The 20,433-nt window shown below is 67.9% G+C and carries 14 protein-coding genes; 8 read left to right on the top strand and 6 right to left on the bottom strand.

Annotation, left to right across the window (positions count from 1 at the left end):
* The first annotated feature begins 79 nt into the window (after window positions 1-79).
* The 3 genes from sigK to NV1_RS29010 all read left to right on the top strand — a co-directional run bounded on the left by sigK (window position 80) and on the right by NV1_RS29010 (window position 2,653).
* On the top strand, window positions 80-742 hold the full coding sequence (gene sigK, locus NV1_RS29020) for an ECF RNA polymerase sigma factor SigK (RefSeq protein ID WP_067898338.1): 663 nt from the start codon (window positions 80-82) through the stop codon (window positions 740-742).
* Window positions 735-1,481: an anti-sigma factor gene (locus NV1_RS29015; RefSeq protein WP_067898335.1), complete on the top strand. Its 747-nt coding sequence runs from the start codon at window positions 735-737 to the stop codon at window positions 1,479-1,481. Before sigK ends, NV1_RS29015 begins: the two co-directional genes overlap by 8 nt.
* 173 nt (window positions 1,482-1,654) lie before the next feature.
* The gene (locus tag NV1_RS29010; protein ID WP_067898674.1) at window positions 1,655-2,653 is read left to right on the top strand and encodes an alpha/beta hydrolase; all 999 of its coding nucleotides are present in this window, start codon (window positions 1,655-1,657) and stop codon (window positions 2,651-2,653) included.
* Between the two features lie 67 nt (window positions 2,654-2,720).
* Here NV1_RS29010 and NV1_RS29005 read toward each other — a convergent pair whose 3' ends face one another.
* The gene (locus NV1_RS29005; RefSeq protein WP_067898332.1) at window positions 2,721-3,974 is read right to left on the bottom strand and encodes an acyltransferase; all 1,254 of its coding nucleotides are present in this window, start codon (window positions 3,972-3,974) and stop codon (window positions 2,721-2,723) included.
* A gap of 587 nt (window positions 3,975-4,561) precedes the next feature.
* The gene (locus NV1_RS28995) at window positions 4,562-5,473 is read right to left on the bottom strand and encodes an SDR family oxidoreductase (protein ID WP_067898326.1); all 912 of its coding nucleotides are present in this window, start codon (window positions 5,471-5,473) and stop codon (window positions 4,562-4,564) included.
* A 92-nt stretch (window positions 5,474-5,565) separates the two neighbouring features.
* Between NV1_RS28995 and NV1_RS28990 the strand changes: the two genes are divergently transcribed.
* Window positions 5,566-6,153, top strand: a complete 588-nt coding sequence (locus NV1_RS28990) for a TetR/AcrR family transcriptional regulator (RefSeq protein WP_067898323.1) — start codon at window positions 5,566-5,568, stop codon at window positions 6,151-6,153.
* Here NV1_RS28990 and NV1_RS28985 read toward each other — a convergent pair.
* Window positions 6,148-7,692, bottom strand: coding sequence for an acyl-CoA carboxylase subunit beta (locus tag NV1_RS28985; protein WP_067898321.1), 1,545 nt, complete (start codon window positions 7,690-7,692; stop codon window positions 6,148-6,150). The two genes, NV1_RS28990 and NV1_RS28985, sit on opposite strands and share 6 nt — an antisense overlap.
* 105 nt (window positions 7,693-7,797) lie before the next feature.
* Here NV1_RS28985 and NV1_RS28980 point away from each other — a divergent pair, with 105 nt between their 5' ends.
* On the top strand, window positions 7,798-9,495 hold the full coding sequence (locus tag NV1_RS28980) for a hypothetical protein (protein ID WP_157117440.1): 1,698 nt from the start codon (window positions 7,798-7,800) through the stop codon (window positions 9,493-9,495).
* 211 nt (window positions 9,496-9,706) lie between these two features.
* Here the strand turns inward: NV1_RS28980 and NV1_RS28975 are convergent, their stop codons facing one another.
* On the bottom strand, window positions 9,707-10,069 hold the full coding sequence (locus NV1_RS28975; RefSeq protein WP_067898315.1) for a DoxX family protein: 363 nt from the start codon (window positions 10,067-10,069) through the stop codon (window positions 9,707-9,709).
* A gap of 225 nt (window positions 10,070-10,294) precedes the next feature.
* On the opposite strand from NV1_RS28975, the gene NV1_RS28970 reads away from it, so the two are divergent.
* The 3 genes from NV1_RS28970 to NV1_RS28960 are packed head-to-tail and all read left to right on the top strand — an operon-like array spanning window position 10,295 to window position 13,722.
* Window positions 10,295-11,230: an RNA polymerase sigma-70 factor gene (locus NV1_RS28970; protein WP_067898313.1), complete on the top strand. Its 936-nt coding sequence runs from the start codon at window positions 10,295-10,297 to the stop codon at window positions 11,228-11,230.
* A gap of 45 nt (window positions 11,231-11,275) precedes the next feature.
* On the top strand, window positions 11,276-12,772 hold the full coding sequence (locus NV1_RS28965; RefSeq protein WP_067898671.1) for an aldehyde dehydrogenase family protein: 1,497 nt from the start codon (window positions 11,276-11,278) through the stop codon (window positions 12,770-12,772).
* Window positions 12,769-13,722: an alpha/beta hydrolase gene (locus NV1_RS28960; RefSeq protein WP_084525884.1), complete on the top strand. Its 954-nt coding sequence runs from the start codon at window positions 12,769-12,771 to the stop codon at window positions 13,720-13,722. The genes NV1_RS28965 and NV1_RS28960 overlap by 4 nt, the downstream gene beginning before the upstream one ends.
* A 193-nt stretch (window positions 13,723-13,915) precedes the next feature.
* On the opposite strand, the gene NV1_RS28955 is transcribed toward NV1_RS28960, so the two are convergent.
* Together NV1_RS28955 and NV1_RS28950 are read right to left on the bottom strand one after the other, a co-directional pair.
* Entirely contained in the window at window positions 13,916-14,584 is a 669-nt protein-coding gene (locus tag NV1_RS28955) for an HNH endonuclease family protein (RefSeq protein WP_218027233.1), read from the bottom strand.
* A 333-nt stretch (window positions 14,585-14,917) separates the two neighbouring features.
* Window positions 14,918-20,383, bottom strand: a complete 5,466-nt coding sequence (locus tag NV1_RS28950; RefSeq protein WP_067898306.1) for an ATP-binding protein — start codon at window positions 20,381-20,383, stop codon at window positions 14,918-14,920.
* Between the last annotated feature and the right edge of the window lie 50 nt (window positions 20,384-20,433).

Below are 20,433 nucleotides of genomic sequence, written 5' to 3'. Positions count from 1 at the left end.
GGATCGGTGCACCGGTCCAGCTGCGCTGTCAGGACCTGAGCCGTCACCGGGGTACTTCTACATATGGAGACACATCGCTATGGCGGATGAACGTCGCATCTCTTCGGTCGGTGACGACCGCGGGAATGCGGACGACACCCGGTCGGCGAGTTGCCCGGTGAACCGGCCGGCCGCGGATCCGGAGATCGCGCGTCGGCTCGCCGATCTGCTGCGGGGTATCGCCGGTGGCGACCGGGACGCGTTCACCCAGCTCTATCGTTCGACACACGATCGCGTGTTCGGGCTGGCACTGCGTATCCTGCGGCGGCCAACCGCCGCGGAGGAGATCACCCAGGAGATCTACCTGTACGTGTGGAACGACGCCGCGCGGTACGACCCCGCGCTGTCCAGTCCGATCGGATGGCTGATGATGCTCACCCATCGGCGTGCGGTCGATCGGGTGCGGGTCGAATCCTCCGCTACCACAAGGGATCTCGCCTACGGGCAGCGTCAGCTGGGCCGCGATCACGATATCGTCGCCGAGACAGTCGGCCAGCGCTCGGACGAGCAGGCGGTCGTGGAATGCCTCGGTACGCTCACCGACACCCAGCGCGAGACGGTCGCACTGGCCTACTACGGCGGGCGAACGTACGCGGAGGTCGCCGACCACCTGGGTATTCCGTTGAACACCGTGAAGACGCGCATCCGGGACGGTCTGAAGCGATTGCGGACCTGTTTGACAGGATCGGTGGCCGATGCCTGACGATGACGATCTGCTCGATCTTGCCCATCCGTACGCGCTGGACGCGCTGTCCGACGAGGAACGCACCGCGGTGGAGCATCGGCTCGACCGGGCCGACGAGGCCATCGCCGCGGCCTTCCGGGCCGAGGTGCGCGAACTGCGCGAGACGCTGGCGGCGCTGACGGTCGTCGACGCGGTCCCCGCGCCGCCCGATCTCGAGGCGAAGCTACAGGCCGCCCTCGACGCCGGGTCCGAAGCGAGCCGGGACGCCGCACCCGCCCGGCCGGTCACGCGGCTTCGTCCCCGAGGTTCCCGGCGGGTCCGGTGGCTCGCCGCCGCGGCCGCGGCCGTGCTGGTCGCCGCGGGTGTCGGAGCCGGAATCGCGGTGTACCGCAGCCACTCCCGCGGCACCGGCGAGATCACCGCGGAGCAGGTCATGCAGCACGCGGACGCTCGTGCGAGCACGGTCACGGTGGCGGGCGGCGGCACCATCACCGTCAATACGTCCCGTGAGCTGAACGCGGCGGCGGTGTCCTTCGCCGCTGTTCCGCCCGCGCCCAGGGACCACACCTATCAGCTGTGGTTGATATCCCCGGTGGGCCGGATCAGTTCGGGCGGAGTCCTGGGGACGCTGCCGACGAACAACGCACCCCTGCTCATCCGCTACGGGGAGGCCGGGAAGCTGGCCGTATCGATCGAACCGGCCGGCGGCTCGCCCGCGCCGACGACCCGGCCGATCGTCGGAGTACCGCTCACCTGACCCGCCCGGCAAGGCGACCAAACCCGGCCGCGCGGCTGCACGAACTCCCCTGCGATGCCGTTCGCGGATGCCGGGTGCGCCCGAACATTCCGTGGCGCATCCGAATTGGCCGATACGGAGCGCACGAGAGGGTCCGCACAGTGAGAGCACCGCGAATGATCTCCACGACACCGATGCGATGGTTGGTCGCCGTCGTACTGGCCGCCGCGGTACCGGTAGGGACGGCCGGTACCGCGAGCGCGTCACCCGGCCGGGCCGGCATCGTCTCGGTGCAGAATGTGGGTGACCGGTTACAGAACGTCACGGTCTTCTCCCCGGCCATGGACAAACCCGTCCTGTTGCAGGTGATCCGTGCCGCGGACACCGGTCGGCCGCGTCCGACGATGTATCTGCTCAACGGATCTCAGGGCGGCCCGAACGGGAGCGGTTGGGGCACCGAGACCGACGAGGTGAACTTCCTGCGCGGCAAGGACGTCAACGTGGTGAACCCGATCGGCGGCGCCAGCTCCTACTACACCGACTGGGTGCGCGACGATCCGGTCCTGGGCCGCAACAAGTGGCAGACCTTCCTGAACGACGAATTGCCGCCGGTCATCGAGCACTTCCTCGGCGCCGACGGCAATCGCACCCTGGCCGGGGTGTCGATGAGCGGCACGTCGGTGCTCAACCTGGCCATCGCCAAACCGGGCTTCTGGAAGAGTGTGGCCTCCTACAGCGGCTGTGCGCAGACCTCCGATCCCATCGGACAGCAGTTCGTGCGGATCACGGTGGAGAACTGGGGCGGCGGACGCAGTGTGCAGAATATGTGGGGCCCGTTCGACGGGCCGCTGTGGCGAGCGAACGATCCACTGGTGAACGCCGCTCGGCTGCGCGGTACCGCGATCTACCTGAGCACGGGCAACGGCGTTCCGGCCGCGCCGCACGACACGCCGGATGATCGCCGGGTGCGGGAGGGCCGGATTCCGCTGCCGGTGCAGATCGCCTTCGGCGGACCGATCGAGGCGGCGATCCATTACTGCACGGTGAATCTGACCAACCGGCTGCATCAGCTGAATATCCCTGTGACAGTGGACGATCGACCCAACGGCACCCATTCCTGGGGCTACTGGGAGGACGAACTGCATCGCTCCTGGCCGTTCCTGGCGCAGACCATCGGCAGCCGGATCAACTGACATCTCACCGAAGCCGGCTGCTCCGGCCGATTCGCATCGGTCGGAGCAGCCGGTCGGTTCGGTCGATTCAGCCGCGCTCGGGCGCGGGAATTTTCTCGGGCGCGGGACGCCGGCCGAAGAGGGCGCGGAAATCCGTGCGCACCATCGGACGCCCGTTGAGCCAGATGCTCCCGGGTACCCGGCGGGTGACCTCGGCCCCGAACAGCGACATCGCCATGACGGTCACGTACACCACCACCGTGCACCACAGCGTGCCGATCGCGTGGCCCATGGGGATGATCCAGGGAGCGATCAACTGCAATGCGAACGGATGCAACAGGAAAATCCCGAACGAGCGATCCGCGCCGTAGGACAGCAGCCTGGCCCGGGTCGAGCCGGGCCGCTGGTTGGCGGTGCCCCAGGTGCCCAGCGTGTACAGGGCGGCGATGACGAGGGTGAAGAAGACGATCAGGTGCGGCATGAAGACGTTGCTGGCCTGCCACGGCGGCAATCCGCGGTCGGTGGAGCGCAGGAAATCCCATACCGAGAAAACTCCGGCAACGACCATGCCCAGGACCAGCAGTGGTCCGAATCGCTTCACCGCCCGATCGACGGCGGCCAGATGCCATGCGGCGACCGCGCCGAGTATCACGTAGAACTGGTATGCGAACACCACGGCGTAGATGTGCGACCAGATCTGGGCGGCGAAACCGGTGAACGCCGGGGGATGCATGGCCAGCCACAGGAAGCCCAGTTGCAGGGCGCCGCTGACCGCCAGCACCCAGCGGTGGTGCCCCTCGGTCGCGCGCAGCAGTTTCAGCAGCAGCGGGAAAAGTAGATAAACCTGCATGGTGACCAGCAGGAAGTACATCTGGTACCAGGCTTCGCCGGTCGCGATATCGATGACCAAACGCCACAACGCATGTGGGATCGGCTCCTGGAAATTCCCCAGCACGATCGCATAGGCCCAGTAGAACACCGACCAGACCACGTACGGGATACCGATCAGCATGAAACGCCGACGCCAGAATGTGCGCGCGGAGAAGGGCTTGCGGGCGGTCTGGTAGACCAGCACGAAGGCGGTCAACGCGAAGAACGCCAGGCGGGTGAAGTGCAGCAGTGTCTGCGCCGCGTTGGACGTCACGTTGTCCGGGACGGTCGACCCGCTGGTCACGTGGTCCAACACGACGCAGGCGAAGGTGATGATCCGGAACAGGTCTACCTGATATAGGTACGGCCGCTTGATTTTTCGAGGTTTCGCCGATTCCGGATGAGGTTCCGGATTCGGGTCGGCGATCGTGAGCGTCGCAGTGTTCACGGTGCCGCGATCGTCCTGCGTCATCTGCCTCCTCGTCTCCTGCCGGACCCCGGATCCGGCTGCGACTCATGTTGTCAGTCGACACTGTGAATCGCCTTCACGCAATCTCCGAAACACCTGGGCCGATCACGGTGTGGCCCAGTGGACTCCGGTCGCGCCACCGTCTCGCTGTGCGCCATCGACGACTCGACCGGATACGGCATCCGGGAGATTGTCGGGATTTACCGTCGGTTCCGGCCGGAAGCGTAACAGGTCCATCGGCAATCGGACACGTGTCGCGGTGACGACGGACACCGTGATCGTTGCTCGGGCCGACTTTCGATGGCTCCGGGAAACAGGTTCGGTCGCACTTCGCAGCGCGTGTTCGCGCCGGTCGGCCGGGCCGATTCGCCCGGTGCGGATTCGCATCGGCCGAGCCGGTGTCCATTCGCCCGAGAAGCTGCGAGAGCTGGTGGACCGGCGGCTGCGGGATCCGGACGTGGCCGCGTGGCCGAATCTCGTGTAGGTGCTGAAATACGCTGTTCGGTCCGATCGGCTCGCCCGCGACAGCGAGCCGGGCAGCGTCGTGAGCGGCCGGTGAAGCGCGCCCGCGACGACGAGCCGCGATGTGCTCAGGGCCGCGTGTGGGTGAAATAGTCTCCGTGCTCGAGGTCTTCGAGCAGGCCCGGGTGGGTGGGCTCCCAATCGAGCAGCTTGCGGGTGTATTCGCTGGAGACGGGGGCGTCGGCGGCGTAGACCGAGGCCATGAAGGGGTTGGCGAAATGTGTGACCGCCTCCTGTGGCGTCAGGGATCGAGTGGGGATATCGAGAGCGTCGCCGATCTTCTCGGCGATGCTCCGGAACGCGATCGCCTCCTCGCCCGTCCCGTGTAGTGCCGCTCCGGTGGGAGCCTTCTCCACCGCGAGGCGGTAGAGCACGGCCGCGTCCAGTCGGTGGACCGCGGGCCAGCGATTGCTTCCGTCGCCGATGTACGCCGAGACGCCGGTTTTCCGCGCGGCCGCGATGAGCATGGGGATGAAGCCGTAGTCCCCCGGGCCGTGCACGGTCGGGGCGAGGCGGATCACGCTCGCCCGTACACCGCGTTCGGCGAATTCGAGACAGGCGTCCTCACCGCGGATGCGGAAGCTCGCGGACGAATCACGGTCGGGTGCATCGGTTTCCGTGGTCACCCGCCCGCGCGGCAGCACCAGGGTGCCCGATGTGGAGATCAGCGGTTTGCCGGAACCCTCCAGCGGCTCACCGAGGGCCCGGATCGCCGCGCAGTCGCGGCGCATCATGTCATCGGTATCGGAGAAGTCGCCGCCGAAGGCCATGTGCACGACGGCGTCGGCCCGCGCGGCGCCCGCCCGCAGGCTGTCGAGATCGTCCAGCGATCCCGGATGCGCCGTGGCGCCCAGACCTTCCAGCCGCTGGGCGGAGGCGTCCGATCGAGCCAGGCCGGTGACGGTGTGACCGGCGGTGATGAGTTCGGAGACGATGGCGGGGCCGGTGAGTCCGGAACCGCCGGTGACGAAGATGTGCACGAAATCCTCCCGTTGAGCCGCGCGACAGGTAGCGTCAGTAACTGACGCTACCATGTTGCGTCAGTGACTGACATCTCTTGTAGACTGCCGCTGTGCCACGCAGTGGAGAACAAGCGCGCGGCCGCCTGCAGGAGGCGGCGATCACCCTGTACGGCCGCAACGGTTACGACGCGACCACCACGGCCGAGATCGCCGCCGCCGCGGGCGTCACCGAGCGCACCTTCTTCCGCCATTTCGCGGACAAGCGCGAGGTGCTGTTCGGCGGCGAGAGCGTCATGCGCGAATCGCTGACCGCCGCGGTCGCCGCGGTGCCCGGAACGCCCGCGCCGCTGGCGGTCCTGCTCGCGGCGTTCCGGACCGTGGTGCCCTATCTGGAGAGCCACCGTGCCCTGTCCGAGCCGCGATCGCGAATCATCGCCGCGACACCGGCGCTGCGCGAACGGGAGCTCGCCAAGGCCGCGAACATGGTCGAGGTCGTGGCCGAGGCGTTGACCGCTCGCGGCATTCCGCGGCGGCGGGCGCGACTGGCCGCCGAGGTTGGCATGGCGACGATCGGGGAAGCGATTCGCTTGTGGCGCAACGACTCCGTCGCTGACCTGAACGAATGCATCACCCGATCGTTCGACGACCTGAAGGCGCTCTGCGCGGGTCCGGACGCGTTCGCCGAGTCCCGGCTATAGCGGCAACAGGTGGTGCTTGCGGGGTCCGTGCCGAAGTGTTTTGTCGCGCAGCAGATTCAGGGCCTTGCGGATTTCCAGGCGGGTGTGCTCCGGCTCGATGACCGCGTCGATGTAGCCGCGTTCGGCGGCGATCCAGGGGGTCGCGATGGTCTCGTTGTAGAAATCGACCATCTGCTGACGGAGAATCGGGCGCTCCTCGTCCGAGGCGGCCTCGAGTTGACGACGTTGGATGAGCCCGACCGCGGCTTCGGCGCCCATGACCGCGATGCGCGCGGTGGGCCAGGCGAAATTCAGGTCGCCGCCGAGCTGTTTGGAGCCCATCACCGCATAACCACCCCCGTACGCCTTGCGCACGACGACGGTCACGATCGGCACCGTGGCCTCCACGACCGCGTAGAAGAATCTGCCGCCGCGCTTGATGACGCCGATCTTCTCCTCCTCCACACCCGGCAGGACGCCGGGAGTGTCGACGACGAAGACGAGTGGCAGTCCGAACGCGTCGCACAGTCGGATGAAATGCGCCGCCTTGTCCGAACACCGCGCATCGATCGCACCGCTGGACACCAGCGGCTGATTCGCCACCACGCCGATGCTGCGGCCGTCCACCCGGGCGAAGCCGGTGATCATATTGCGGGCCGTGGTATCGCCGACCTCCAGGAAATCGCCGTCGTCGAAGATCCGCAGCAGAATGTCGTACATGTCGTAACCGCTGCGGTCCGAATCGGGGATGATCGCGTTCAATTCCCGGTCCGAATCGGTGATCTCGGGTTCCAGGCCCGGGTTCACGACCGGCGGGAGATCGAGCCAACTTGCGGGCATGAAGCTCAAATACCTGCGCGCCCAGTCGAATGCGGCCTGCTCATCGGCCGCGACGTGGTGGATGTTGCCATTGCGTGCCTGATTGAACGCGCCGCCGAGTTCCTCGAGGGTGACCTCCTCGCCGGTGGTCTCGCGGATGATGTCCGGCCCGGTGACGAACATGTAGGCGGCCTCGGTCGCGATCAGCACATCGGTGTTGATCGGTGAATAGACCGCGCCCGCAGCGCATTTGCCCAGCATCAACGAGATCTGCGGGACCACGCCGGACAGGCGCTGCTGCCGTCGGCTCATGGACGCGTACCAGGCCAGCGAGGTCACCGCGTCCTGCACCCGCGCACCGCCGGAGTCGTTGATCGCGATGAACGGGCAGCCGACATCGGCCGCGGAATCCATTGCCAGAGCGACTTTCCGGCCGAACATCTCCCCTACCGAGCCGCCGTACACGGTCTGGTCGTGTGAGATGACCACCACGGTACGTCCCTCGATGCGGGCGCGTCCGGTGACCACACCGTCGCCGTACAGCGCGTCCGAGGAGCCGGGCTGGCGCATCAGCGCACCGAATTCCAGGAAGCTGCCTGGATCCACCAGCATGTCGATTCGCTGACGTGGGCTGGGAATTCCCTTCGCCGCGCGTTTGGCGACTCCCACCGCGCCGGCCGGTTCCCGGGCGTCCGCGAGGTTCTGGTGCAGCAGGGCGAGTTTCGCGGCGGTTGTCTCCACAGTGTCCCCTCTCCTGAAACCGACCGATTGCCGGTTTGTCGCTCGTTCGACCCTAGCCGGAATAGACGAGTTCATAGCTCTGTGCACTGCAATAGACTCTTGGTCGTGTCGTCCATGGCAATGCATTCCGGTTCCTCCAGCTATCAGGCGCGCGCCGGACGGACGGTCGAGGAGCGAACTCGCGCGATGATCGTCACCGCGGCCGAGCAGGTGATGCTCGCGCGGATCGCCGCATCCGCGGCGGGCGCATCGATCCAGCGGCTGACCACCGCCGACGTGTGCGCCGCGGCGCGCGGATATCTCCGGCGCGACGGCAGCGAGGGGCCGATTCCCAAGGCCACCATGTGGAAGCATTTCAAGACCGTCGAAGCGCTTGCCTGCGCGGTCGTGGAGAGCATCACCGCCGAGAACCGCCCGGTTCCCGAGCCGATCGCCGAGTTGGCCGCCCGCGGTGGTCGTTCGCAGGAGACCGCACGCGACAGTGTCGACGCCGAACGACTGGAGGCGCGTTTCTCGGCTCGCCACTTCGATATCGATGGTCTGCGCGAGCAGTTCGCGGCGGCCGCGGCGCGAGAGGATCGGCCCGATATGGTGTTCTGGTCCGCCGAACTCGCCGAGCGGTATCTGCTGCGTCACCGTCGAGGTGATCGGCATCCGGCGACGACGGCTGGTGAATGGGCCCGCCGGGGGATCGGCCTGGTCGATCCGCATTCGCGCCTGGACTGCATGATGGGCATCCGCTGCACCCGGGCGGCCGCCGATGCCGAGGTCGTGCTGTCCCGGAGTGCGGAGTACGAGCCGACGGGGTTGAGCCGGATCCGGTCGATCAAGGAGACCGAGGCGGCCTTTGCCGATGCGCTGGGCTGGATGCTGCATCGCGAACTCGCCCGATTCCACGCCGACCACGCCCGCGCCCTGTGCGAGGAGGACCCCGAGCGGGAGATGCGATCGCTGCGTACCGTCGCCGTCACACTGGGGGAGTTGTGCGCACCCGGGGCGACCATATCCCGTGAGCCGGGGGACACGCTGCGCGCCGGGGAACTCGCCGACGTCATCGCCGGGTTGTGCCGAGCGGAGACGGCCTACGCCACGCATCCCGCTCATCGGGGGACGTATGCCACGATATTCGGAGATCGCATGGCCGCCATCAGAGATGAGCTGCTCACCTGCTTCGCGGTCACCACCAGCGAACGTCATCGGCACGAGGGCAACATCAGGGCGCTGTTGCGCCTGGACGCCTTCGCCGGTCGGCTCGACCGCATCGATCCGGCAGCCGAACCGGGCGAGATCGCCACTGCCGTCGAGGATTACGAGCAGGCATCGATCGATCTGCTCCGCACCACCGAGTACGGCACGATCCGCGACATTCTGGTGGCGCGCTATCTCACCGCGAAGGCCCGTGCGCTGAGCCATCGCGACACCCGTTCCGGCGGTGCGTCCGGCCCCGCGCCGGACCGGTCGGCCGGTTCCCTGGTGCGTCCGCATCCGGCCGCCCTCCTGCAGGGCGCGATCCAGTTCTACGATCACGCCGCGACGGCGGGTAGCTCCCGCGGATCCACCGGCGTCCTGCGCGCACTCGCCGCCGCGGGCAGCGCCGAGCTGCGACGGGTGAATCCCCTGCGGCACAAGGCCGATGGCGGGACTCCATCGGCCGACAGCGAGTTCGACACCATCGCCCAGACGATCAACGACCTGGTGCTGATCACCGTCAGCCGCCGAAACCGGTTCACCGACAACGAGATCGAACACCTGCTCGCCATGGTCGACCCGATGTACTACTACATCACCTCCGGCCGCAACTGACCACATCGGTTGCGCTGCAACATAATCGGTTACGCTGTGTCAGCACCGTTCGCCACCGGGCCACGGTCGGGCCGGTGGCGGCCGGCGAGTCGCATCGGTCGAATCGGTTCGGTGGTGTGGTCCGGTGGGCTCGCTGGGTGATCGTCCAGGTCGCGCACAAGGCAATCGAACAACCGAGTGGTCGGCGTGGCACAACGATCGGTTGTATCGCTCAGAAACGTCCGGCGGCCACGAAGACGGCGAGCGCCAGATAGATCACGTTCAGGGCGACGACCTTGGCCTCGTCGTTGCGAAGGTGGGTGATGATCGCGCCGATCATCAGCGCCACCCAGCACACCGCGGTCACCGGCACCAGAACCGGAGCGATATCGAGCACGGCGGGCAGGATCAATCCGGCCGCGGCGAGAATCTCCAGGATTCCGAGGCCTTTGACGAAGCCGGTCGTGGCGTTCCCGGTCCAGCCGCCGCCCGGCGCCTGTGCCAGCTTCTCCCTCGGCACGAAGGTCTTGGTGGTCCCGCCGAGCAGTGCTACGGCGGCAAGTACTCCGGCGGCGATCCACAGTGCGAGGTTCATGGTGTCTCCTTGGTGAATGCGATCGAGTCGCCCATTCGACGCCGCCGGGGCGGATGATGTGACGGATCGACCCAGGTGACGGCCATCACTCCCGGCGGCTGTCACAGACCGAGGAGGACCGGCGTCTCGTGGACGACGCGTATGCGATTCGATTCGATGTCACGGACTGTGCGGGATCGGAGCTCGCCTGGCCACGCGATTCGGATCGAGCTGATAGGAGCGTCGATGAGCGGCACTGATTCGTACGATGGTGAGCCCGAGGCGGGACGGGCCGATCTCGCGACCGAAGTCTTTCTCGCCCACCGCAAGTTGTTGTTCACCGTGGCCTACGAGATGCTCGGCTCGGCGGCGGACGCCGAGGACGTCCTGCAGGAGACGTGGCTGCGGTGGGTCGGCGTCGATCTGGACGAGGTGCGCGATCAGCGCGCGTATCTGGTGCGGATTACTACCCGCCAGGCGCTGACCAGGTTGCGCAGCATGGGCCGCCGCCGGGAGTCCTATGTCGGGTCGTGGCTGCCCGAACCGCTGCTGACCTCGCCCGATGTCGCCGCTGATGTGGAATTCGCGGAGAGCGTGTCGATGGCGATGCTGCTCGTCCTCGAGACGCTCGCGCCCACCGAGCGGGCGGTGTTCGTACTGCGCGAGGTATTCGACCTGGCCTACGACGAGATCGCCGAGGCCGTCGGCAAGACCCCGGCCGCGGCGCGTCAGATCGCGCACCGCGCCCGCGCGCACGTCGCGGCGCGGCGGCCGCGCGAGATGGTCTCCCCGGCCCAGGCGCGGATTGCGCTCGCGGCGTTCGAACGCGCGATCCGGACCGGAGATATGCAGGGTCTGCTGGATATTCTCGCGCCGGATGTGGTTCTGGTCGGGGACGGCGGCGGGCTCCGTCAGACCGTGTCGCGGCCCATCACGGGGGCCTGGAAGGTGGCCCGCCTGCTGGCCGCACGCCGGAGCAGGTTCGGCAGGATCATCGAGGCCGGACTGCAGCACGAGCCTGTCGAGGTCAACGGTTATCCGGCGCTGATCCTGAAGCTCGACGACGAGATCGACACGGTTCTGGCGGTGCGCGTCGACGCGGGGCGGATCACCGGGCTCTACGCCGTGCGCAACCCCGAGAAGCTGGCGCGGATGGCGCATGCGACCGATCTGAGCCGCTGACACTGCAACATTGCAATATAATTTGTGGTCTTGTACGGTCGCCTGGTGAAGAGCGCCACGGCAGAGTCGCCGTCCACGCAACTTTGGTTCGACGTCCGGAATCCGGCGACCGGTGCGGTCGTCGGGCGTTATCCGCTGCACACCGAAGCTGATGTCGACACCGCGGTGGCTCGTGCTCGTACCGCGGGAACATGGTGGGCCGCACTGGGATTCGCCGAACGCGGCCGTCGGCTGGATCGCTGGCGCGCCGAACTGACCCGGGGCCGGGACGATCTCGCACGGATCATGCACCAGGAGATGGGCAAACCGCTGTCCGATGCGAAACTCGAGATCGCGATGGCGCTGGAACATCTGAAGTGGGCCGCCCGCAATGCCGAGCGGGTGCTCGGTCCGAGGTCGGTGCACGCGAGTCTGCTGACGATCAATCAGTCCTGCCGCGTCGAATACCGGCCGTTCGGGGTCGTCGGCGTGATCGGGCCGTGGAATTATCCGGTGTTCACCCCGCTCGGCTCGATCTCCTTCGCCCTCGCGGCGGGAAATGCGGTGGTGTACAAGCCGAGTGAGTACACTCCGGGCGTCGGGGTCTGGCTGGCGGCGGCATTCGCTCGTGCAGTTCCGGAAAGCCCTGTCGTGCAGGTGATCACCGGGGAGGGAGCGACCGGGGCGGCGCTGTGCCGTAGCGGCGTCGGCAAGATCGGCTTCACCGGTTCGACCGCGACGGGTAAGCGCGTGATGGCCGCCTGCGCCGAAAATCTCACGCCGGTGCTGATGGAATGCGGCGGTAAGGATGCGCTGATCGTCGACGCGGACGCCGACCTGGATGCCGCGGCCGACGCGGCCCTGTGGGGCGGAATGTCCAATGCGGGGCAGACCTGCCTGGGTGTGGAACGGGTCTACGTGCACACCGACGTGTACGACGAGTTCCTCGGCAGGCTGGTCGACCTCGCGCGTGGCGTGCACGCCGGGGGTGCCGCGGCGAAGATCGGTCCGATCACCATGCCGAAACAGCTCGAGGTGATCCGTCGTCACGTCGAGGACGCGATCGGGCGCGGGGCGCGGGTGCTGCTCGGCGGTCCGGATGCGATCGTGGGGCAGTTCGTGCAGCCGACGATTCTGGCCGATGTCCCGGAGGATGCCGCGGCCGTGGTCGAGGAGACCTTCGGCCCGACACTCACCGTGGCGCGCGTGTCCGATATGGACGAGGCCGTCGAGCGGGTGAACGCCAGCAGTTACGGTCTCGGCGCGACCGTTTTCGGCCGCCGCCACGGCCGCGCGATCGCCGACCGTATCGAGTCCGGCGGCGTATCGATCAACGCGTTCGTCGCCCACGCGACCATCCCGACGCTCCCGCTGGGCGGCGTGCGTTCCTCCGGTTTCGGACGCGTGCACGGCCCCGACGGTCTGCGCGAATTCGCCTACGCGAAATCCACCACACGCCAACTGTTCCCGTCACCGCTGCCGCTGACCACCTTCACCCGTACCGCGCGTGTCGACGCCATCGTCGACCGGCTGGTCTCGGTCCTGCACGGGAGAATCGCGTGACAGGGGCGGAGCCCGTCCGCGGCTCGGTGCGTGCGCGGGCGGTGCGCCGGGTATCCGCGCTGACCGTGCGGCGGCTGGCCGCGCTCGCTCCGGTCGACACCCGGACGCTGCTGGTGGCGCGTCCGGTGATCGATCAGATGTTGCGTACGGCCGCACCGGTATTGCGCGGCACGCAGATCGAGCGAGTCCGGGGTAGCTCGGTGAACGGCGAACGCGTGCGCGGTGAGTGGGTGCGCGGTCCGCGGGTGACCAGGGCAGAGCACGTCATGCTGTACGTCCACGGCGGCGGGTTCGTCGCGGGCTCCGCATCCGCCTATCGCGGTGTGGTCTCGCGGCTGTCCGCCGCCACGCGGATGCCGGTGTTCAGCGTCGACTACCGGCTCGCGCCCGAATATCCATTTCCCGCTGCGGCACAGGATGTTTCGGCGGCCTATCGCCGACTTCTCGCACAGGTCGGGTCTGCCGACCGGATCATCGTCGCCGGCGATTCGGCCGGCGGCTTTCTCGCCGCCCAACTGGCCATCGACCTCGCCCGCTCGGGCCAGGCCCCGCCCGCGGCTCTTGTGCTGTTCTCCCCGATGACGGATCTGAGCCTCGGCTTGGCGATCGGCCACCCGGGCGCCCGCCGCGAGGGCCTGCTTTCGATCCCGGTGTCCCGCAAGGCGATTGCCCACTTCACCAGAACCCCGCTGGATCTGCGTCCCGAACCGGGCATGCAACTGCCCCCGGCTCTGATCCACACCAGCGACGCCGAATTCTTCGGCGCCGATGCCACCACCTTGGCCCGCCGTTGGTCCGCCACCGGCACTCCGTGCACACTGCAGAACTGGCCGGACCAGATGCACGTCTTCCAAGCTCTGCCCGCCCTGATTCCGGAGTCCCGGCTCGCCTATCGGGCCGCCGCGCAGTTCATCCGATCCGTGCTGCCGCCACCTGCTCTCGCGGTCTGATCCCGGCCCGGAACCTCACTGCGGCAAGGGGATACATCTGGCGAGCCGCAATTCGTTGTGCCGGTTGGGCTGTCGTAGGCGTTCGGGAGGGCATCGCTCATCGGGAATGATGAAGGGGCGACGCATTTTCGGGCATGCTCGCCGCGGGACGGGCGCTTTCGAGACGTGCGGACGCGGCGGACCGGATGCGAGATCAGCTGGTGCAGTGCGTCAGGACGCCGTTGATCGCGTCGTGTTCGGCCTTGTCCATGGTCAGGTGGTATTTGGTTTTCGTGGCCACCCATTTGACGGTGTAAGCGCAGCTGTCTTTTTCGGGGAGCCAGTGGGCGGGGTCCTGGTCGCCCTTCTGGCGGTTGGAGCGCGCGGAGACGACCTGGAGTTGGTCGAGGTCATTGGCGAAGGTCTTGCGTTGATCCTTGGTCCAGTCGCGGGTGCCGGAACGGGCGGCCTCGGCGAGCGGGACGACGTGGTCCAGGTCGGTTTCGCCGGCGTCGTGGATGACCACGCCGTCATACGCCGAGACCCAGGTGCCCGAGACGGCGCGGCACTGGGTATCGGTCTTGACCTCGGTGCCCTGGCGCTGCAGGGCGATCTCGCGGGTGTCGCAGCTCTTACCCTGCCCGATCCAGTGCGGCCAGTCGTCGCGGTTGTAGGTGTTCCCGGTGTCCTCGGGGGCGACGGTCAACTCGGCCAGCTGCGCCAGTGCCGTGGCTGCCTTGCCGGTGCTGGAACCCGAACCGTTGGTATTCCCGTTACTGATCCACCACGACACCGCGGCGACCACCAGGACCAGTACCGATACCGCGATTTTTGCCCAGCCCGAGGATCGGACCGACTTCGAACCCGCCACTACGCCACTCACAACTTCCGAAACCCGAACCAGCAAAACGTGATCCCCATAATGACGGATCGCGGCGGGTTATGGGTGAGCAACACCAAGGGTCTTCATCACAGCGAGATCCGCGGCCGGATCACGCGAAACGTCAGGGGCGGTAGGGAATTCGTGCTCGAACAATGGGCCGACCAGCGATTATGATGTGGCGCACGCTCATGGGAATCTTCTCCCGGGCGAGCCGATGGCGGCCGAATGCCGTTGGTACGCAAATTAATACGGCGTCGCGCCCACCGAAAACGATTCGATGAGCGCGACGCCGAGCGTATCGGACGGGATATCACCACGTCCGGGGAGTGGATCTCAGTTCGACAGCCGGGCCTCGATCGCCTGGATGATCTGCGGCCGCAGTTCCGCCGGGCGCACGATCGCATCGACCGAACCGACCTCGACCGCGCGCTGAATGCTGTGCACGCGATCGAATTCCGCGGCCACCTCACCGAGCTTCTCGGCCCGGACCGAGGTTCGGGTCTCGTCGACTTCGGCGGTCAGGGCGGCCCGGTCGGCGCCGGTGGCGTTGCTCGCGCGCGCCTCCAGGTCCCGCACCCGCGGGTCGGTCGCGGTACGGGTGTCGACCTCACCGGCGAACACCACGGCCGCTGCCGGTGCGCCACCGAGCACGGAGGCGAACGAACCCTCCAGCGCCAGCACCGTCATATTCGGGTTGAGCGCCTTGGAGAAGACCACGAACGCGCCGCCGTGATACCGCGAGATCACGCAGAACACGATGGGTCCTTCGAAGTTCACGATCGCGCGGCCGATCTCGGCGCCGTACTCGAGCTGCAGCTTGCGCATCGACTCGGGCGATCCGTCGAAGCCGGACAGGTTCGCCAGCACGACCAGCGGCCGGTTACCGCTGGCCGCGTTGATCGCCCGAGCGGCCTTCTTGGACGACTGCGGGAACAGCGTGCCCGCGGTGTAGGTGTCCGGGCCGTCGGTCGGGGTGAAGCCGCGCCGCGGCACGCCGCGCGACTCGATACCCAGCAGGCACACCGGAATTCCGCCGAGGTGCGCATCCTGTACGACGGCCGTTTCGGCGTCGGCCATCCCCGCCCACCGCTCGAGCACCGGGTGGTCCTGATCCGACAGCGCCCGCATGACGGTCCGAATATCGAAGGGCTTCTTGCGATCCGGGTTGCTCCCGGTGGAGAAGATCTCGCCGACGGTGCTGAAATCGCTGTCCGCCAACACATGCGGGTATCCGGAGATGTCGCGATCGACCGGATCGCCGGTCTCTGCCCGCCGCGGCGACTGCTCGCCGGGCGCGATATAGGTGTGGTCGTAGTGCGACATCAGGATGCCGCGCGCCGCGGCCAGATTCGGCGCCCAGTACTGCGCCTGGCCGTTCGGGCCCATCACCCGGTCGTAGCCGCCGATGCCGAAGTTGTCCTCCGCGGAGACACCGCCGGAGAAGTCCAGCGCCTGCTTACCGGTCAGCACCATCGTGGAATCCGGTGTCATGACCAGGATTCCGCGGGTGTGCATCAACATGGTGGCCTCGGCGTTCCAGTACGGCTGAGCGCCGACGTTGATACCGGTGACCACGATGTTGATCTCGCCGCCGTCCTGGGTGAATTCGACGATCCGCTTGAGCGCCGCGGCCACCCAGTCCATGTTCTCGGTACCGGACTTCATCGAGATCCGGGCGCCGGAGGACAGCGTGTACCACTCCAGCGGAACCTCGAGCTTCTCGGCCAGATCCAGGGCCGCGATCACCCGGCGGCACTCCGGTTCGGACAGTGCGCCGAGGGATTTGGTCGGGTCGCCGAGCAACACGACGCGGGTCAGCCCCTGCGGATGCCGCTCGGTCGGGGTGCTCACCACACCCGCGACGATCGCCGCGGTGTTGTGCCCGCGCGGCCGGTCGACCGGGACCAGCGCATGCTCGGGGTCCAAGTCGTATTCGGTGAAATCGCCCAGCAGACCGGTCAATTCGTACGGGTAGACGGTGTTGCGGCTGCTCGCGCGCAGCACCTTCTGCCGGTATTCGTCGAGCGGTTCGACGGCCTCGTCGGTCCGCTCGCCGACGATCGTCTCGGTGCCGCCGGTGGCGTTGAAGCAGATGCGGATGGCGACCTTGGTCAGCTCACCGGTCTCCTGATCCCGCTCGCGGGCGATGATCAGGATCTCCTCCAGCCCGGCGCCGACCGTGGTCGGCTCGACGCGCTCTACGATCGTCGCGAACTCCGCGGCGGTCAGATCGATCGGCGGCCAGATGTACATCACGATGCGGTTGGTGTTGAACCGCTTGGCCGAGCGCCGCCGGGACTGCGCGCGACGGATCGAGTCGAGGCAGGTGGCGATGGTGGCCTCGGCGGTCGGCAGCGCGAGCAACCGCCCGTCGTGTTCGCGCAGCGGAGTCAGGTCGCGGACCTGGGCGAAGGCCACCAGCCGCTCGTCGGCGGGGTTCTCCTTCGCGACGGCGCGGAACAGGTACACCTCGTCGTCGTCCGAGGACGGCAACCGGGTCAGGTCGAACTTGCGCAGCCGCTTCATCTGCATCCGCTCCGCGATGTACGGGTGCAGACCGCGGATCAGCCGCTCCTCGGCCATACCGGTCGAGGTGGGGCGGAAGGTGAAGTGGTGGTGCATGACCGCGCCGCCGCTACCGGCGACGGTGGTGGTGATCCGGTGCACCTGGTTCGGCAGCGGGTGCGCGGCCAGGACCTCCTGCAGGGCCGAGGCCATCTCGTCGAAGTCCTCGGGCTGACGCTCCCAGCCGAGGTAGATGTCGGCCTCGATGGACATCGTGCCGGTCGCCAGTTCGGCCAGGCCGCGCAGCGCGGTGTCCAGGGCGTCGAAGCTCACCGCAGCCGAGACCAGGCTGGTGCCGCGACGTTCGGCGATCACGAAGTTGCAGTCGCCGACCTCCTGGGTGCGCACATCGGACAGGCCCTTGTTGCCGTAGTACCGGCGGGTCAGCACCTCGAGCATGACCGAGTTGTCCAGGTTGCCGCGGACCAGGCGCTGGCCCAGCAGCCGCACCAGCGGTTCGGTGCTGCGTACCGTCTCGGCGATGCGCTCGGCGCGATCCGGCGAGTCGGGGTGAGCGTCCAAGTGGCGCAAGTGTTTACGGACGTTGGTGTAGACCCGGGCGCGGTTGCGCCGCAGCAGCGGCTGGCCGTACCAGGCGTATACCAGACCACGCGTGAGGTCGGAGATCACCGGGAAACGCACCTGCGTCGCGGTGACCAGACGCTCGAGCGCCAGGCCGACCGGCTCGCGCAGCACCCGATCCGGCACCGGCTCGCGCAACCACTCGCGCAGCAGCGTGGTGACGGCCGTGACGGTGTCCGACGGCCGCTGTTGCGCCAGGAAGATCCGGAACACCGCGCCCTCGAGATCGGGGGTGCGCTCGAGTTCGGTGACTCCGTAGTGCGCCAGTGCGCGGGACAGCCTGGCCCGATACGCCTCGGGCAGGCCGGCGCGCTCGACGTCCAGGGTCTGCAGGTAGGTGTGGAAGTACTCGCGGGCGCTGTGCACGTGGCCGTGCTCGCCCTCCTCGTCCCACGACCGGTTGTGGCTCAGTTCGGTGAGGTCGGCGAACATCTGCACGAGTTCGAGTTCCTCGGCCAGCGGCCGGTGGTTGTTCGCGATCGAGGCCCGGCGCGCGGCCAGGTAGTCCTCGACCACGCGGCTCTCGTCGTGCGGGTCGACATCGAAGCCCAGCAGCAGACTGCGCAGATCCTGCAGGCCGCGAGCGAGACGCTCGTCCGGCCGGACCGAATCCGGCTCGCTGGGCAGATCCAGCTCGACCGCGCCGGTCGAGGCGGCCTCGGGCGCCTCGCCGTCCTCGGCCAGCGGTTCCAGGCGCAGCAGCGGTGCGCCCGTCTCGACCTGGCTGCCGACCGAGACGCCGCACTCCTTGACCCGGGCGCGGAACGGCGCGCGCAGCACCGTCTCCATCTTCATGCTCTCCAGCACGAGCACGGGCGCGCCCGCCTCGACCTCGTCGCCGATCGACAGCGGCATCGCGACGACCAGCGCGGGTGCGGGAGAGCGGACGACGCCGCCCTCGTCCCGGCTGATCCGGTGGGTGACGCCCTCGACGTCGATCAGGCTGGTCGGCCCGTGGGTGCCGGTGACCAGGCGGTAGCGAGTGCCGTTGACCACGATGTGTCCGGTGTGGCTGTCGAAACGCTCGAGATCGACTGCGGCGGTGCGGATTTCGTCACCGACCTCGATGCCGATCCGGAACCGGTGCGCACCGATGCGGGCCACTCGCACGCGGTAGGTGACCCCGCGCAGTTTGAGATCCAGTGGACGACCGCTCTCGTGCTGCACCTGCGGACGTCCGCCCGAGGCGGTGGACAGCAGCCGGTGTTGCTCGACGCGCTCCTCCTCCTCGTAGGCGTCGATGGCGGCGGCGGCCAGCGCGATGGCGGAGTGGCGATGTGAGACCAGCCGTCCCTCGCCGCGCACGCGGTCGATCCAGCCGGTGTCGGCGCTGGCGTCGATCACCTCGGGCTGATTCAGCAGATCGAGGACGAAACTCTTGTTGGTCGCGCCACCCTCGATGACGACGCGGGTCTGACCCACCGCGCGCCGCAACCGGCCCAGGGCCTCGTCGCGGTTGCGGCCGTAGGCGATGATCTTGGCGATCATCGAGTCGAAGGCGGCCGGAATCGTGTCGCCCTCGCTGACGCCGGTATCGACCCGGATGCCCGGTCCCGCGGGCAGGTCCAGGCGCGCGATGCGGCCCGGCGCGGGTGCGAAGTCGCGGTCGGGGTCCTCGGCGTTGAGCCGGGCCTCGATGGCGTGTCCGCGCTCGGCCGGGGGCTGCCCCTCGAGCTTGCCGCCGGAGGCGACCAGCAGCTGGGCGCGAACCAGGTCGAATCCGGTGGTGGATTCGGTGATCGGGTGCTCGACCTGCAGGCGGGTGTTGACCTCGAGGAAGGCGAACAGCTTCTCGCCGGGGTGGTACAGGAATTCGACCGTCGCCGCGCCGCGATAGCCGACCGTGACCGCGAGCCGCTCGGCCGAGGCCTTGAGGTCGGCGGCCTGTTCGGGGCTGAGCACCGGCGAGGCCGATTCCTCGATGATCTTCTGGTTGCGCCGCTGCACCGAGCAGTCGCGCACGCCCAGCGCCCACGCGGTGCCCTGACCGTCCGCGATCACCTGGACCTCGACGTGCCGTGCGCCGGTGACCAGGCGTTCGAGGAAGACCACGCCGCTGCCGAAGGCCCGCGCGGCTTCCTGGCTGGTGCGCTCGTAGGCGTCGATCAGATCGGCCTCGTTGGTGATGACGCGGATACCGCGCCCGCCGCCGCCCGCGGTGGCCTTGAGCATCAGCGGGTAGCCGATCTCGCCCGCGGCGGCGACGGCCGCGTCGACGGATTCGACCGCGCCGCGACTCCACGGCGCGACCGGAACACCGACCTCCTCGGCGATCAGCTTGGCGCCGATCTTGTCGCCGAGCTTGCGCATCGCCTCCGCGTCGGGGCCGATGAAGGTGATGCCGATCTGCTCGCACAGTTCGGCGAAGGCCGGGTCTTCGGCGACGAAACCCCAACCGACCCAGGCGGAATCGGCCTTGGTCGCGATCAGGGCGCGCTCGAGCGCCTTCAGGTCCAGGTACGGGCGTGCCGAGGCCGGGCCCAGGTCGTAGGCGATGTCGGCCTCGCGCACGAATGTCGCGTTCCGGTCGACATCGGTATACAGGGCAACGGTTTCGATCGCCTGCCCCGTTTCCGCGGCCAGATCTCGAGCGGCGTGGATGAGGCGCATGGCGGCCTCACCCCGGTTCACGATGGCGATGCGGCTGAACACTCGCCGACTCCTTTCACGGCCTTACGACGGTTGGTTGTGCGTAGTGTGCA

This window comes from Nocardia vaccinii NBRC 15922, from assembly GCF_001613305.1.
Lineage (GTDB): Bacteria > Actinomycetota > Actinomycetes > Mycobacteriales > Mycobacteriaceae > Nocardia > Nocardia vaccinii.
This window is presented reverse-complemented; position numbering and strand designations above follow the sequence as displayed.

Bases quoted from the DNA above. Each gene is read 5' to 3' on its own strand.
- NV1_RS29005 (WP_067898332.1), bottom strand. From the start codon at position 3,974: ATGACGCAGGACGATCGCGGCACCGTGAACACTGCGACGCTCACGATC.
- NV1_RS28970 (WP_067898313.1), top strand. From the start codon at position 10,295: ATGAGCGGCACTGATTCGTACGATGGTGAGCCCGAGGCGGGACGGGCC.
- NV1_RS29010 (WP_067898674.1), top strand. From the start codon at position 1,655: ATGCGATGGTTGGTCGCCGTCGTACTGGCCGCCGCGGTACCGGTAGGG.
- sigK (WP_067898338.1), top strand. From the start codon at position 80: ATGGCGGATGAACGTCGCATCTCTTCGGTCGGTGACGACCGCGGGAAT.
- NV1_RS28975 (WP_067898315.1), bottom strand. From the start codon at position 10,069: ATGAACCTCGCACTGTGGATCGCCGCCGGAGTACTTGCCGCCGTAGCA.
- NV1_RS29015 (WP_067898335.1), top strand. From the start codon at position 735: ATGCCTGACGATGACGATCTGCTCGATCTTGCCCATCCGTACGCGCTG.